The organism is Paucibacter aquatile (assembly GCF_002885975.1).
Taxonomy (GTDB): Bacteria; Pseudomonadota; Gammaproteobacteria; order Burkholderiales; family Burkholderiaceae_C; genus Paucibacter_A; species Paucibacter_A aquatilis.
Map to the genome: position 1 here is coordinate 122706 of NZ_POSP01000004.1, position 13843 is coordinate 136548.

Genomic DNA, 13843 nt, shown 5'->3' on the forward strand with positions numbered 1-13843 from the left:
TTCCGGGCTTGTTTTTCAACTGCTTCGTCATCCCCATGAAACGTCTGATTCCTGCCGGCCTTTTGCTGGCCATCACCACGGCCCATGCCGCCGAAGGCATGTGGATGCCGCAGCAATTGCCGCAGATCGCCAAGCAGCTCAAGTCCGCCGGCCTCAAGCTCGACCCCAGCCGCCTGAACCAGCTGACCGAGTTCCCCATGGGGGCCGTGGTCAGCCTGGGCGGCTGCACCGCGTCCTTCGTGTCGCCGCAAGGCCTGGTGGTCACCAACCACCACTGCGCTTACGGCAGCATCCAGTACAACTCGACGCCGCAGCGCGACCTGCTGAAGAACGGTTTCCTGGCCGCGGACTTCAAGGATGAGCTGCCGGCCGCGCCGGGCAGCCGCATCTTCGTGACCGAAGAGGTCAAGGACGTCACCGCCCAGGTGCTGGACGCCAAGACCGCCGCCCTCTCCGGCAAGGCCCGGGTGGATGCCATCGAGGCCAAGGAGAAAGCCCTGGTTGCCGCCTGCGAACAGGACAAGGCCTACCGCTGCCGCGTGGCCGGCTTCTACGGCGGCTTGCAATACCAGCTGATCAAGCAGATGCAGATCCGCGACGTGCGCCTGGTTCATGCGCCGGCCGATATGGTGGGCCGTTTCGGTGGCGACACCGACAACTGGATCTGGCCGCGTCACACGGGTGACTACAGCTTCTACCGTGCCTACGTCGGCCCGGACGGCAAGCCGGCCGATTTCAGCCCCGACAACAAGCCGTATCAGCCCAAGCACCACCTGAAGCTGGCCACCACGCCGCTGAACGAAGGCGATTTCGTCATGGTTACCGGCTACCCCGGCCGTACCCAACGCCACCGTCTGCCGCAGGAAGTGGATTTCGCGTTCAGCTTTTCCCAGCCCACAGGCATCCGCAATATGCTGACCCAGCTGGACCTGATCAAGCAGGAAACCAGTGGTCGTCGCGAGGCCGAGATTGCGCTGGCCGGCACGGTGGCCGGATTGGGCAATGCCTCCAAGAACATGCAGGGCCAGATGGCCAGCTATGCCGGCAGCGACATCCTGGAGCGCAAGCGCAAGTCCTTCGAAGAGCTCAAGACCTGGGTGAACAGCGACGCTGCTCGCCGCGCCAAGTACGGCGCCGACCTGGCTGCCGTTGAAAGCCTGCTGGCCGAGCGCCAGGCCTTGGCTCGCACCGAATCCAGCCTGCGCGCCTACGCGCCTCGCCTCTTGGGCACCGCCCGCGGTCTTTATCAGAATGCCCAGCAGCGCCTGTTGCCCGATGCCCAGCGCAAGCCCGGCTACCAGGAGCGCGATGCCCTGCGCTTGCGCCAAGGCCTGGAGTCGCAAGACCGCCGCTACGACGCGCAGACCGACATCCGCCTAGCTTCGCATTTCTATGCCAAGTACCTGGCCCAGCCTGCCGAGCAGCTGAACCAACCCCTGCTCAAGGCTCTGGGTCTGAAGGCCGGCATGGATGAGGCCGCCGTCAAGGCCCGCCTGCTGGAGTTGCAAGCCGCCACCCAACTGACCGACAAGGCCAGCCGCATGGCTTGGCTGGATCGCAGCGTGGCCGATTTCGCTGCCAGCAAGGATGCCTACATCGCCGCCGCCGTGGCACTCTACGAGGAAGACGAGCGCATCGAGAAGCGCGACAAGGAGCTCGAAGGCCGCATCGACCAAGCCTATGCCAACACCATGGCCGCGTTGCTGGCGTTCAAGGCCAGCAAGGGTGAGGCCCTGTACCCCGATGCCAATGGCACTTTGCGGGTGAGCTATGGCCATGTTCAAGGCCGCAAGCCGGGCACCGATGGCAACGACTGGTTGGCCTTCACCACCTTGCGTGGCATCACCGCCAAGCACACCGGCACGGGCGACTTTGATGCCCCCGAGGCGCAGCGCAAGGCCATCGAGGCCCGTCAGTTCGACAAGTACGCGGTCAAGTCCCTGGACTCCGTGCCGGTCAACTTCCTGGCCACGCTGGACACCACCGGCGGCAACTCCGGCTCGCCGGTGCTGAACAGCCGCGCCGAACTGGTGGGTCTCTTGTTTGACGGCACGCTGGATGCCGTCATCTCCAACTGGGACTTCAATCCCAAGATGACCCGCAGCATCTGCATGGACGCTCGCTACATGCTCTGGCAGATGAAGGTGGTGGACAAGGCCGACCGCCTGCTCAAGGAGCTCAACGCCCTCTGATCGGCAGGCTCGATGCCGAGCATTCCGAGCTGAACCAGGCCCTCCGCAGGAGGGCCTTTTTCATGGCTGCATCAGGGTTTGTCTGTGTGCCTCTCCTCACGCTGCCGTGGGCGCAAATGCGGTTATGGTCTCGGTTCCTACATTGGGCGGACATTTCGCATGAAACTCAAGACTTGGCCCCTGCGGGCCGCAACTCCCGCGCTGGCGCTGCTGGCCTTTACGCTGACCGGGCCTGCCCAGGCCGAAGAAGGCATGTGGATGCCGCAGCAGCTGCCGCAGATCAGCAAGTCCCTCAAACAAGCCGGCCTCAAGATTGACCCGGCCAAGCTCAGCCAGCTGACCGAGTTCCCCATGGGGGCAGTGATCAGCCTCGCCGGTTGCACCGCCTCCTTTGTCTCGCCGCAAGGCCTGGTGGTCACCAACCACCACTGTGCCTACGGCAGCATCCAATTCAACTCCACGCCTGAGCGCGACCTGCTCAAAAAAGGATTCCTGGCGGCTGATTACAAGGACGAGCTGCCGGCCGCACCGGGCAGCCGCGTGCTGGTGACGGTGGATGTGCGTGATGTCAGTGCCCAGGTCATGGACTCAGCCACCTCGGCCCTGCAGGGCAAGGCTCGCAGCGATGCCATCGAGGCCAAGGAAAAAGCCCTGGTCGCCGAGTGCGAGAAGGACGCCGGCCACCGCTGCCGCGTTGCGCGCTTCTACGGCAGCCTGGTGTTCCAGCTGATCAAGCAGATGGAGATTCGCGACGTTCGCCTGGTCCATGCCCCGGCCCAGGGCGTGGGTCTGTTCGGCGGTGATGCCGACAACTGGATGTGGCCGCGCCACACCGGCGATTACAGCTTCTACCGTGCCTATGTCGGCCCGGACGGCAAGCCGGCCGATTTCAGCCCCGACAACAAGCCCTACCAACCCAAGCACCATCTGAAGCTGGCCAGCAGCCCGCTCAAAGATGGCGACTTCGTCATGGTGACGGGTTATCCAGGCGGCACCGACCGCCACCGCCTGCCGACCGAAGTGGCTTTCAACTTCGACTGGGAGGCCCCCGAGCTGGTCAAGGCCTTCGGCAAGCAGCTCGACCTGATCAAGCAGGAAACCGCCGGCCGCCGTGACGCCGAGATCAAGCTGGCCAACACCGTGGCCGGCATCGGCAACTACTACAAGAACCTGCAAGGCCAGCTGCAGAGCTGGAAGGGCAGCGACATCCTGGCCCGCAAGCAGGCCGATTTCGCCGCACTGAAGGCCTGGGTGAATGGCGATGCCGGCCGGCGCGCCCAGTACGGCGCGGGCCTGGCCGATGTCGAGCGCCTGCTGGACGAGCGCCAGGCCATCACCCGCCGCGAGCTGCTGCTCAATTTTGCTTCCACCACCTTGCTCACTGGTGCCCGCACGCTCTACCAGCAGGCGCAAGAAAACCTCAAGCCTGATGCCGAGCGCAAGCCCGGCTTCCAGCAGCGCGATCAGCAGCGCCGCCGCCAGGCCGTCGAGGCCATGGAGCGTCGCTACGACGAACAGGTGGACAAGCGCGTTGCCGCCTACTTCTTCGCCCAGTATCTGGCCCAGCCCTCGGCGCAGCTGAACCCGGTGCTGCTTCAGGCCCTGGGTCTGCGCCAGGGCATGAGCGAGGCGGACGTGCGCGCCCGCCTGGATGCCATCTACGCCGGCAGCAAGATGGCCGACAAGACCGAGCGCATGGCCTGGCTCTCGCGCACTGTGGATGAATTCAAGGCCAGCAAGGACAGCCTGATCGCCGCCGCGGTGGCCCTGTACGACGACGACCGTGCCCGCGAAGCGCGTGACAAGGAACTTGGTGGCCAGATCCAGCGTGCTTACGCCGAAACCATGAAGGCCTTGATCGCCTTCAAGGCCAGCCAGGGCCAGGCCGTCTACCCAGATGCCAATGGCACGCTGCGCGTCAGCTATGGCAAGGTCGCCGGCCGCAGCCAGGGCACCGATGGCACGTCCTGGACGCCCTTCACCACCTTGCGTGGCATCGTCGCCAAGCACAAGGGCGAAGGCGAGTTCGATGCGCCGGCCGAGCAGCTTGCCGCCATCAAGGCGCGCCAGTTCGACAAGTACGGGGTCAAGGAACTGGACTCGGTGCCCGTCAACTTCCTGGCCACATTGGACACCACCGGCGGCAACTCCGGTTCGCCGGTGCTGAACCAGAATGCCGAACTGGTCGGCCTGCTGTTTGATGGCACGCTGGACGCGGTGATCTCGGACTGGGACTTCAACCCCAAGACCACGCGCAGCATTTGCCTCGACGCTCGCTACATGCTTTGGCAGATGAAGGTGGTGGACAAGGCCGAGCGTCTCTTGAAGGAAATGAAAGCGCTGTGAAGCGCGGCCAGCCTCTGCCGGGGCTGGCCTGTGGTCAGCTGCCCGGGCTGCCCGGGTAGCTGCCGTGCAGGAGGATGCGGCGGTCCACGCCCTCCAGCCGCGTGTGGCCGGTGAAGGCCATGGTCAGGTCCAGTTCCTTGTGGATGATCTCCAGCGCCTTCGTCACCCCGGCTTCGCCCATGGCGCCCAGGCCGTAGAGGAAGGCGCGGCCGATGTAGGTGCCCCGCGCACCCAGGGCCCAGGCCTTGAGCACGTCCTGGCCCGAGCGGATGCCACCGTCCATATGCACCTCGATCTCGCGGCCCACGGCCTCGACGATGCGGGGCAGGGCATGGATGCTGGACTCGGCCCCGTCGAGCTGGCGGCCCCCATGGTTGCTGACGATCAAGGCATCGGCGCCTGAGTCGACGGCCAGGCGCGCGTCCTCGACATCCTGGATGCCCTTGAGGATGAGCTTGCCACCCCAGCGTTTCTTGATCCATTCGACATCGCCCCAGTTCAGGGCCGGGTCGAACTGCTTGGCGGTCCACTCGGACAGCGAGCCCATGTTCTCCACGCCTTTGACATGGCCGACGATATTGCCGAACTGACGCCGCGGCGTGCCCAGCATCCCTAAGCACCAGCGTGGCTTGGTCATCAGGTTGATCAGGTTGGCCAGGGTGGGCTTGGGCGGCGCCGAGAGGCCGTTCTTGATGTCCTTGTGACGCTGGCCGAGGATCTGCAGATCGAGCGTCAGCACCAGGGCGCCGCAATGGGCCGCCTTGGCACGGTCGATCAGGCGCTCGATGAAATCGCGGTCGCGCATCACATAGAGCTGAAACCAGAACGGTGCTTTTGTGTGGGCGGAAATGTCCTCGATCGAGCAGATGCTCATGGTGGACAAGGTGAAGGGCACGCCAAATTTCTCCGCCGCGCGGGCCGCCAGGATCTCGCCGTCGGCATGCTGCATGCCGGTCAGGCCGGTCGGCGCGATGGCCACCGGCATCTTCACATCGACGCCCACCATCCGCGCCACCGTGCTGCGGTTCTCCATATTCACCGCCACCCGTTGGCGCAGCTTGATGGCCTGGAAGTCCGCTGAATTGGCGCGGTAGGTGCCTTCGGTCCAACTGCCGGAGTCGGCATAGTCGTAGAACATGCGCGGCACACGTTTCTGGGCCAGCTGGCGCAGGTCTTCGATGCAGGTGATGACGGGCATGGCGAGAGGCAGGCGAGGGTGGTGATGACCTCATCCTAGCGCCTGTTGGCAGTGCTCTGCGGGCCGGCGCCGTGCCGGCAATGGCCTACACTGCCGCGCCATGGACCGCTCACCCTCATCTGACGCGCCCGCGGCCGCCGCAGGCACGCAGCCTCTGTGGCTGCGTGTGATCTGGCTGCTGGGCGGCGTGCTGAGCCTGGCGCTGGGCATCGTCGGTATTTTTCTGCCCCTGCTGCCGACCACGCCCTTTGTGTTGCTGGCCGCTTTTTGTTTTGCGCGCGGCAGCAGCCGCTGTGAGCGCTGGTTGCTGCAGCACCGCACTTTCGGCCCCATGGTGCGCGATTGGCGTGCCAACCGTGCCGTGCCGCTGCGCGCCAAGCAGCTGGCCAGCGTGATGATGGCTCTCGGCTCGGTGGTCGCTGCCTTCAAGCTGCCCCTGATCTGGGCCTGGTTGCCGGCCGCCTGCTGCGCCTGCGTGGCCGCCTGGCTCTGGAGCCTGCCGACGCGCGCGCCTTCGGACTGAAGCGCTGCCTGCTGGGTTTCAGCCGCCCGGCCGGCCCCGTGGCAGGCGCAGGCGCACGCACAGGCCGCGGCCGCGCTCCACCGGCGGCAGCTCCACCTCGCCCTCCAGCCGCTCCATCAGCGAGGCCACGATGTAGAGGCCCAGGCCCGAGCCGCCCTTGCCTCGTTTGGTGGTGAAGAAGGGTTCGAACATGCGCGCGCGCACATCGGCGCTGGCGCCGCAGCCGTCATCGGCCACATCGATCAGCACATGGCGGCCCTCGAGGCGGGCGCTGATGCGGATCTGGCCGCCGCGGCCTTCGGGGAAGGCGTGGTTGATGCTGTTCATCACCAGGTTGGAGACCACCTGGGTCAGCAGGCCGGCGGCCAGATGCAGCTCGATGGCGGCATCGACATCGAGGCTGACGCTGACCGCGGCTTTGCGCAGGGCCGGGCCCAGCACCGAAATCACGCTGCGCAGATAGTCCAGCAGCACGAAATCGCTGACCGCCTCGGAGGCCTGGTCCACGGTGACTTTCTTGAAGTTGCCGATCAAGGCCGCGGCGCGATGCAGATTGCGCTCGACCAGATCGCTGCCGCTGATCAGCCGCGCGGAGAGCTCGGTCAGCTCGGCCCGGCTGACCTTTTCGCCGCGCAGCACCGCGGCCAGCTTGAGCGCGTTTTCCGACACGCTGGAGGCGGCCGTCACCGCCACGCCAATCGGCGTGTTGACCTCATGCGCCACGCCGGCCACCAGGCGGCCCAGGGCGTCGGCCTTCTCCTGCTCCATCAACCACTGTGCATGCTGGGCGCAGGCCAGGTCATGGCCGACCAGCAGGCGCTCGAACAGCCGGCCCAGGTGGCTGGCCTGCAGCAGGTCCTGGCGGCTCCAGCTGCGCGGTTGATCATGCTGTTCCAGCCAGAGCAGGGCCACCAGCCGGTTCTGCACAAACAGCGGGATCTCGATGCGCGAACGTGCGCTGCCCAGGCTGGATGAGCCTGCGCCCTGGGTCTGGGTCTGGGTCTGGGCCTGGCGGTTCAGCAAGGCCAGCTCCTGGCCGCAGGGGTGCAGGCGCAGGTCGTGCACGGCCAGCGCTTCCTTGCGCTCATTCAGCAATTGCAGGTACTGCGCCTGGGCCGGCGCGCGCAGCAGGAGGGGCGGCGAAAGGGGCGGCGCCGCGGTACTGGCCGCGTCACCGCGCGGCTGGTCGTGCAGGCGCAGCACGCCGGCGCTCTCGCTGGCCCACCAGAAATGCACCGCATCGAGCTGCATGATTTGCTGTGCGGCCTCGCGCATCTCGCGGGCGGCGAACACCACATCGGCCTCGCTCTCGATGCGCCAATGCCGGTTGGACAGCTCCAGCAGCATCTCCTCGGGCGGCTTGCGGCTGAGGTCGTAGTGGGCCAGGCGCAGCAGGCGCTCGGGCAGGCTCAGGCGTTCGATCTCGTCGCGCAGGCTCTGGTGTTGCCACAGGTGTTGCAGGGCGCCGGCCGTGTCGCCCTGCTGCTGCAGCAGGCGGGCCAGCTGGGCATGGGCCTGGCTCTCGCCGGCCCGGGCATGGATCTGCTGGGCCAGGCTCAAGGCCTCGCGGCAGCTGCGGATCGCCTCGGTCGGGTCGCCGCGGGCGATGGCGATGTCGGTCCAGGTCTGGCAGGCCATGCCTTCCAGCCAGCGGTGGCCCAGGCGCCGGGCCCAGCCCAGGGCCTGCTGGCATTCGCTGGCCGCTTGTTCGGGCTGGTGCAGGCTCAGCGCCGTGCGTGCCAACTGCCAGTGCGCCTCGCCAATGAAATCGGCATGGGGCCCCCGCAGGGCCTGGGCCAGGCCGTGGCGGAACTGCTGTTCGGCCTCCGTCAGCTGGGCATTCTCGAAATGGCCCACGCCCATGTTCAGGGCCAGCTTGGCGGCCAGATAGCTGTGGTCGATGCGGCCCAGCATCTCCGCCGCATCGCGGTGAAAACGCCGGCCTTTGTCCCAGGCCCCGAGCGCGTAGTGGATCTGGCCCAGGCCGATGCGCGCCGCCACGCCGGCCGGCAGGTCGCCGGCCAGGTTGGCCAGGTCCAGGGTGCGCGACCATTGCTCGCTGGCTTCGAAATACTCGCCGCGCTGGTAGGCCACGCGGCCCAGGGCCTCGTGCAAGCGGGCGGCTTGCAGGGTCAGGTGGGCCTGAGCCGCCTCTTCCAGGCCGGCGCTGAGGGCGCTTTGCTGCTCCAGCGCCGCGCCCATGCGTTCGGCCAGGTAGAACTGGGCATAGAGACCATCCAGGGCCAGCTCCAGTGCACCGGCGCTGCGGGCTTGCTGGATCAGTTGTGTGTAGGCCGGCAGGGCCAGACGCGGGTGGCGCGCCGCCACCCGATCGAGGCGCTGCAGCGGTGGCGGCACGGCCAGGCAGGGGTAGCTTGGGGCCGCGGGCGGTACGGCTGAGGGCGCGGCGCAGGCGTTGGGCAAGGGCAGCTCACTTTCCAGGGGGCCGGGGGTGAGCCGGGGCGGCACCCCATGGCGGCAAGGATAGCAGTGCGCCGGTGGCGGGGCGCTTCGGGTTGATCCGGGCGCAGCCCTGGCGCCACAGGGATGGACAGCGCGCTCAGAACAGGCTGAGGTTTTCTTCCCGGCTCCGTGGCGTGGCGGGCTCGGTCTGGCTTGCGCCCGCGGCCGCGGCCGCCCGCTTGGTCTGGCGCGGGCCGGTGGCGGCGCTGCTCACACCGGGCCGGCTCAAATTGCCCACGCGCACACCCAGCAGGCGGATGCGCTTGCCCAGATCCACCCGCTTGAGGCAGGCCCCGGCCGCGCGGCGTATCGCTTGTGCGTCTTGCGTCGGCAGGTCCACGGTCAGGTCGCGGGTGACAGTGTGAAAGCCCTCGAAGCGCAGCTTGATGCCGATGGTGCGCCCGAGGTAGCCCTTGCGCTGCAGATCGCTGGCCAGCTGTTCGCACAGGCGGGTGAAGATGGCGCCCAGGGCGGCGCGGTCGTGCACGGCATGGAGATCGCGCTCGAAGGTGGTTTCGCGGCTGATGGACACCGGCTCGCTGTGCGTGACCACGGGCCGCGAGTCGCGGCCATGGGCGGCCTCGTGCAGCCAGGCGCCAAAGCTCTTGCCGAACTGGGCGATCAGCATCGCCGGCTCGGCCGCGGCCAACTGGCCCACGGTCTCCAGGCCCAGGGCCTGCAGTTTGGCGCCGGCCTTGGGGCCGATGCCGTTGATCTTGCGCACGCCCAGCGGCCAGATGCGGGTCTGTAGGTCATCGGGCGCCAGCAGCAAGGTGATGCCGTCGGGCTTGTCCATCTCGGAGGCGATCTTGGACAGCAGCTTGTTGGGCGTGATGCCGATGGAGCAAGTCAGGCCGGTGGCGCGAAGCACCGAGTTCTTGATCTCGCGTGCCACCGCCCGCACGCCGCCCAGGGGGTCAAAGCCCACCGGCTCGCGGATGCCGGGCACCTCGCCCAGGTCGATGTAGATCTCGTCGATGCCGCGGTCCTCGATCACCGGCGCGATTTCGGCCACCGCTGCCTTGAACAGGCGCGAGTAATGCCGGTAGGCCTCGAAATCGGTGGGCAGCAGGATGGCATCGGGCGCCCTCAGGGCGGCCTTCATCATGCCCATGCCCGAGAACACGCCCAGGTCGCGCGCCGCGTAGGTGGAGGTGGTGATGACGCCGCGGCCGGTGTAGTCGCGCAGGCGTGAATACTCGCGCGTGCCATCGGCCAAGGTGCGCGGCTCGTGCATGCGGCGCCCGCCGATCACCACGGCCTGGCCTTTCAGATCGGGGTAGCGCAACAGCTCGACCGAGGCATAAAAGGCGTCCATGTCCAGATGCGCGATCAGGCGATCGGGCAGGGCCGTGGAGGACGTTTCGAGGCGCTCGGACATGGCCGCCATTGTGGCGCGGCCTGCTGACAAGCGCTGTCAGTGGGCTGGTTTTTTATCCAGCTTTTCTTCAGGCGCTTGGTTCAGCTGCAACCCTGGCTGCCGCAGGAGCTGATGCCGCTGGCTTCGGTGGCCAGGGGCTGGGCGATGGCACCGCTGAGCGGGTCGTAGCCGACCTGGCTCATGTGGAAGACCAGGGCCGCGTCCATCATGTCGGCGTGGGCCGGAAACCAGTTCACCAGCTCGGGCAGCAGATTGCGCATGGGTTCCAGGTCGGCATGGGCATGGGTGTGGGCCAGCACCTGGCGCATCACGTCCAGCACCATGGCGTGCTGCTTGCTGTGGCAGTTGTCGGCGGCAAAGCCGGTGGCCGCCATCCAGCCCTCTTCCATGGCGAAATGCGCCTCGGTATGGCTCAGCAGGCGTGCATACAGGGGCAGGGGATCGGGCTCGGGCTGGGCCAGGGCTTCGCCCAGCTCATTGAGCAGGGCGACGAACTCCTGGTGGGTCTGATCGATCTGGGGCTGGTTCAGGACCAGGGCGTCGGTCCATGCAAGGGTGGTGCTCATAGGAGCGCAAGGGTAGCGCATTTGCCTGCGCGCCGGGCATGGCCGCGGCGCCCGTTTGGGCCGGGCTTGTGGCAGATCAAGTGCGAGCGGCGTATGGCCTGGCTTGCACATCGCCCGTTTTCCGGCTTGTCCTGATCCGTTCGGATCATGCGTCGATGGCGATTGTGAAGATGGCCGGCAGAGCCCGCCCTGCTCGGGCTTTCGGGGCCCGGCCAGGCGCCAAGAATGCGCCTCTACTAGCCAACGCCAAGAAGCGGACCCTCTCCAGCCATCCCAGCCAGAGACGGAATCGCTCACACGCAGACACGGCCTCACCCGAGCGCCGGTGCTTGCAGGCCAGCCATGAACGAGGGAATGCACATCATGATCGACCGCTCCATCGAGCCGGAGGCGCTGCGGCGCCCCACGCTGGATTTCTTTCGCCACCACGGCGTCTGGGCCCTGGGCGTGCGCCTGTTCCGGCGCCTGAGCTTCCGGCTCAAGGCCGCTTGCATCAGCCTGGCCTTCGGCCTGCCCATCCTGCTGCTGAGCCTGAGTTTCTGGCAGGCGCAGCAGGAGGCGCTGGAGACTGTGCGCAAGGAGCGCGCCGGCGTGCGCCTGATGGCCCAGGCCCAGCCCCTGCTGCTGAGCCTGCTGGAGGTGCGCAACGCCACGCGCGCCCTGCTGGGCGGCCACCCGCCGGCCGAGGCCGATCTGGCCAGCGGCCGGCGCCGTGTCGATGAGGCTCTCGCCCGCTTGGCGCAAGGCAGCCGGGAGGACTTGGCGGCCCTGGGCCTGGCGCCTCGCCTCCAGGCTTTGCAGACGGCCTGGGCGCAGACAGCGCAGGCACCACAGGGCGTGGATGAGCAGGGGCGCACGGTGTTTGGCCCGGTGGCGGCCGCGGTGGTCGAGCTGCTGCAAGGCATCGGCGACAACTCGCGCCTGGTGCTCGATGCCGAGCTGGACGGCTTCTACCTGGTCGATGCCCTGGTGCTCAATCTGCCGCGCCTGGCCGATGACCTGGGCCAGCTCTGGGGCTGGTCGACCTTCGGCCTGGCCAAGGGCTTTTACACGCCCGAGCAATTGCGCCGTTATGCCGTCTGGGATGCTGGCGTGCAGAACGGCCTGCAGGCCGTGCGCAGCGATCTGCAGCGTGCCGCGCGCGCCCGGCCTTCGCTCAAGCAGGCGGTGCCGGTCGAGGCCCTCGACGCCGTGGCGGCCTACCGCAGCGAGGTCGGCGACCCCACCCGTTTGCTGGGCACGCGCACGGCCGAGCAGGCCTATCGCCAGGGCCATGCCGCCTTGCAGCAGGCCCTGGGCCTGGCCGAGCAGGGCTTGCGGGCCCTGGATGGCCTGCTGGCCGAGCGCGAGACGCATCTCCTGACCCTGCGCCTGTGGCTGGGCGTGGCCACGCTGTTCTGCCTGGCCCTGGCGGCCTACCTCTTTCACTGCTTTTTCCTGGTCATGGACGGCGGGCTCAAGGAGCTGCGCCGCCACATGCTGGCCATGACGGCCGGTGATCTGCGCACCCGCCCCGAGCCCTGGGGCTGCGACGAGGCCGCGCGCCTGATGCACACCTTGCACGATATGCAGGCCTCGCTCTGCCACATCGTCGCCGGCGTGCGCGATGGTTCGGGCGCTATCTTGCAGGCCAGCGCCGATATGGCCCAGGGCGCGGTGGAGCTGGCGCGGCGCACCGAGCAAAGCGCCGCCAGCTTGCAGACTTCCGCCTCGGCCATGGAGCAGATCGCCGTCACCGTGCGGCAGACGGCCGAACACGCGGGCGATGCCGCCGGCATGGCCACCGGCAATGCCGATCTGGCCCAGCAGGGCAGCGCCCAGGTGCAGCGCCTGCGGCACAGCATCGCCGGCATCGAGCAGGCCTCGGGCCGCATGGCCGACATCACCGGCCTGATCGACAGCCTGGCCTTTCAGACCAACATCCTGGCCCTCAATGCTGCGGTGGAGGCCGCGCGGGCGGGCGAGGAGGGGCGCGGCTTCGCTGTGGTGGCGGCCGAGGTGCGGGCCCTGGCGCAACGCTCGGCCCTAGCCTCGAAAGAGATCCGCAGCCTGATCTCGGCCAATCTGGAACGGGTGCAGGCCGGCGGCGAGCAGGTGGGCGAGGTCGAGGCCACCATGGCCCGCATTGCCCGCAGTGCCGCGGCCATGAACCAGCTGCTGGCCGAGATCGCCAGCGGCGCGGCTCAGCAGCGCGAGGGCGTGGCCCAGGTCGGCGCCTCGGTGCAGGAGCTGGACGGACTGACCCAGCGCAATGTCGCCCTGGTCGAGCGCAGCGTGGCCTCGGCCCAGGCGCTGCAGCAGGAATCGGGCGAGCTGGTGGCCGGGGTGGAGCGTTTCAAGCTGCCCGAGGGCGAGCTCTTGGCGGCCTGAGTTGCGAGAGCGCTCCGCTCAAGGCCGTTCGGCCCAGCTGTCCACTGCGATGTCAAAGCGCAGATTCATGCCCTTGCCAAGGGTGTCCACCTTGAGGGTGCCGGCCACGTTCTGGGCCAGGCTGCGGCCGCGCGCGTCGGTCTGGTAGCGCGAGCTGACGTCCAGCTGGATCACCATCACGAAGCGGCCCTGGATGTCGATGCGGTGTGGGCGTCCGGTCTCGGGGTCGACCCAGGCGCGCAGCAGCACCTTGCGGGTGAAGCTCTTGTCCTCGGCCTCGAACAGGGTCCAGCTTTGGCCGTCGAGCGCGACACCCTCGCTGCGGCGCACCGGGGTGTCGGGGCTGAGCCAGTCCTGGCCGCGGCCCAGGGTCTCGCTGATCTGCTGGTTCTGGTTCTCGCGCTCGGCGTCGCCCGGCGCCAGCGGCGGCTCGGCGGCGGTGATGCGGTAGATGGGCTTGCTGCCCTCCCAATGGTCGAGCTTGCGGCGGGTCAGTGTGGTGTCGGTGTAGTTGCTGGTGGCTTCGATGCGGGTGCTCGATTCATCGGGCACCACCTGCTTTTGCGCTTCCAGATGGGCCAGGGTCTTGAGCCACAGCGGGTCGGCCGCCTGGGCCTCGAGCGGCAGCAAGGGCAGGGCAGCCAGGGACAGGAGGAGCAGGAACTTGCGGCGCATGGCAGCTTTCGAGGCAGGAAAGCCGTGGATTCTGCCGAGCAGGCGCCACACTCCCGGGCCCCGGGGGCGAAGTAGCAGCTTCAGCGCCCCGCGGTAGCAGCTTGCCTGGCCGGAGATCGGGCCAGACCT

At 67.8% G+C, this 13843-nt stretch carries 9 protein-coding genes; 4 read left to right on the forward strand and 5 right to left on the reverse strand.

Going from position 1 to position 13843, the window contains the following annotated elements; genetic code table 11:
- The first annotated feature begins 35 nt into the window (after positions 1-35).
- Together C1O66_RS20245 and C1O66_RS20250 are read left to right on the forward strand one after the other, a co-directional pair.
- A complete protein-coding gene (locus C1O66_RS20245; RefSeq protein ID WP_102770395.1) occupies positions 36-2192 on the forward strand; it encodes a S46 family peptidase in 2157 nt (718 codons plus the stop codon).
- Positions 2193-2351: 159 nt separating this feature from the next.
- The gene (locus C1O66_RS20250) at positions 2352-4538 is read left to right on the forward strand and encodes a S46 family peptidase (protein WP_102769845.1); all 2187 of its coding nucleotides are present in this window, start codon (positions 2352-2354) and stop codon (positions 4536-4538) included.
- Between the two features lie 34 nt (positions 4539-4572).
- On the opposite strand, the gene C1O66_RS20255 is transcribed toward C1O66_RS20250, so the two are convergent.
- Positions 4573-5736: an alpha-hydroxy acid oxidase gene (locus tag C1O66_RS20255; protein ID WP_102769846.1), complete on the reverse strand. Its 1164-nt coding sequence runs from the start codon at positions 5734-5736 to the stop codon at positions 4573-4575.
- 100 nt (positions 5737-5836) lie between these two features.
- Between C1O66_RS20255 and C1O66_RS20260 the strand changes: the two genes are divergently transcribed.
- Positions 5837-6259, forward strand: coding sequence for a YbaN family protein (locus C1O66_RS20260; RefSeq protein WP_207796043.1), 423 nt, complete (start codon positions 5837-5839; stop codon positions 6257-6259).
- 18 nt (positions 6260-6277) lie between these two features.
- On the opposite strand, the gene C1O66_RS20265 is transcribed toward C1O66_RS20260, so the two are convergent.
- From C1O66_RS20265 to C1O66_RS20275, 3 genes are all read right to left on the reverse strand, one after another.
- Complete coding sequence (locus tag C1O66_RS20265) at positions 6278-8683, reverse strand: sensor histidine kinase (protein WP_133155308.1); 2406 nt, start codon at positions 8681-8683, stop codon at positions 6278-6280.
- A 136-nt stretch (positions 8684-8819) separates the two neighbouring features.
- Positions 8820-10103, reverse strand: coding sequence for a DNA polymerase IV (dinB, locus tag C1O66_RS20270; protein ID WP_102770397.1), 1284 nt, complete (start codon positions 10101-10103; stop codon positions 8820-8822).
- Between the two features lie 80 nt (positions 10104-10183).
- Entirely contained in the window at positions 10184-10669 is a 486-nt protein-coding gene (locus tag C1O66_RS20275) for a hemerythrin domain-containing protein (RefSeq protein WP_102769848.1), read from the reverse strand.
- Between the two features lie 363 nt (positions 10670-11032).
- Here C1O66_RS20275 and C1O66_RS20280 point away from each other — a divergent pair, with 363 nt between their 5' ends.
- Positions 11033-13039 (forward strand): methyl-accepting chemotaxis protein, encoded by a 2007-nt coding sequence (locus C1O66_RS20280; protein ID WP_133155309.1) that lies wholly within the window; start codon positions 11033-11035, stop codon positions 13037-13039.
- Positions 13040-13057: 18 nt separating this feature from the next.
- Here the strand turns inward: C1O66_RS20280 and C1O66_RS20285 are convergent, their stop codons facing one another.
- A complete protein-coding gene (locus C1O66_RS20285; protein ID WP_102769850.1) occupies positions 13058-13714 on the reverse strand; it encodes a hypothetical protein in 657 nt (218 codons plus the stop codon).
- Positions 13715-13843 lie beyond the last annotated feature (129 nt).

What these genes read in the sequence shown, in the direction of transcription:
- C1O66_RS20245 (WP_102770395.1), top strand. Translation starts at nt 36, where the DNA reads ATGAAACGTCTGATTCCTGCCGGCCTTTTGCTGGCCATCACCACGGCC.
- C1O66_RS20250 (WP_102769845.1), top strand. Translation starts at nt 2,352, where the DNA reads ATGAAACTCAAGACTTGGCCCCTGCGGGCCGCAACTCCCGCGCTGGCG.
- C1O66_RS20255 (WP_102769846.1), bottom strand. Translation starts at nt 5,736, where the DNA reads ATGCCCGTCATCACCTGCATCGAAGACCTGCGCCAGCTGGCCCAGAAA.
- C1O66_RS20260 (WP_207796043.1), top strand. Translation starts at nt 5,837, where the DNA reads ATGGACCGCTCACCCTCATCTGACGCGCCCGCGGCCGCCGCAGGCACG.
- dinB (WP_102770397.1), bottom strand. Translation starts at nt 10,103, where the DNA reads ATGTCCGAGCGCCTCGAAACGTCCTCCACGGCCCTGCCCGATCGCCTG.
- C1O66_RS20275 (WP_102769848.1), bottom strand. Translation starts at nt 10,669, where the DNA reads ATGAGCACCACCCTTGCATGGACCGACGCCCTGGTCCTGAACCAGCCC.
- C1O66_RS20280 (WP_133155309.1), top strand. Translation starts at nt 11,033, where the DNA reads ATGATCGACCGCTCCATCGAGCCGGAGGCGCTGCGGCGCCCCACGCTG.
- C1O66_RS20285 (WP_102769850.1), bottom strand. Translation starts at nt 13,714, where the DNA reads ATGCGCCGCAAGTTCCTGCTCCTCCTGTCCCTGGCTGCCCTGCCCTTG.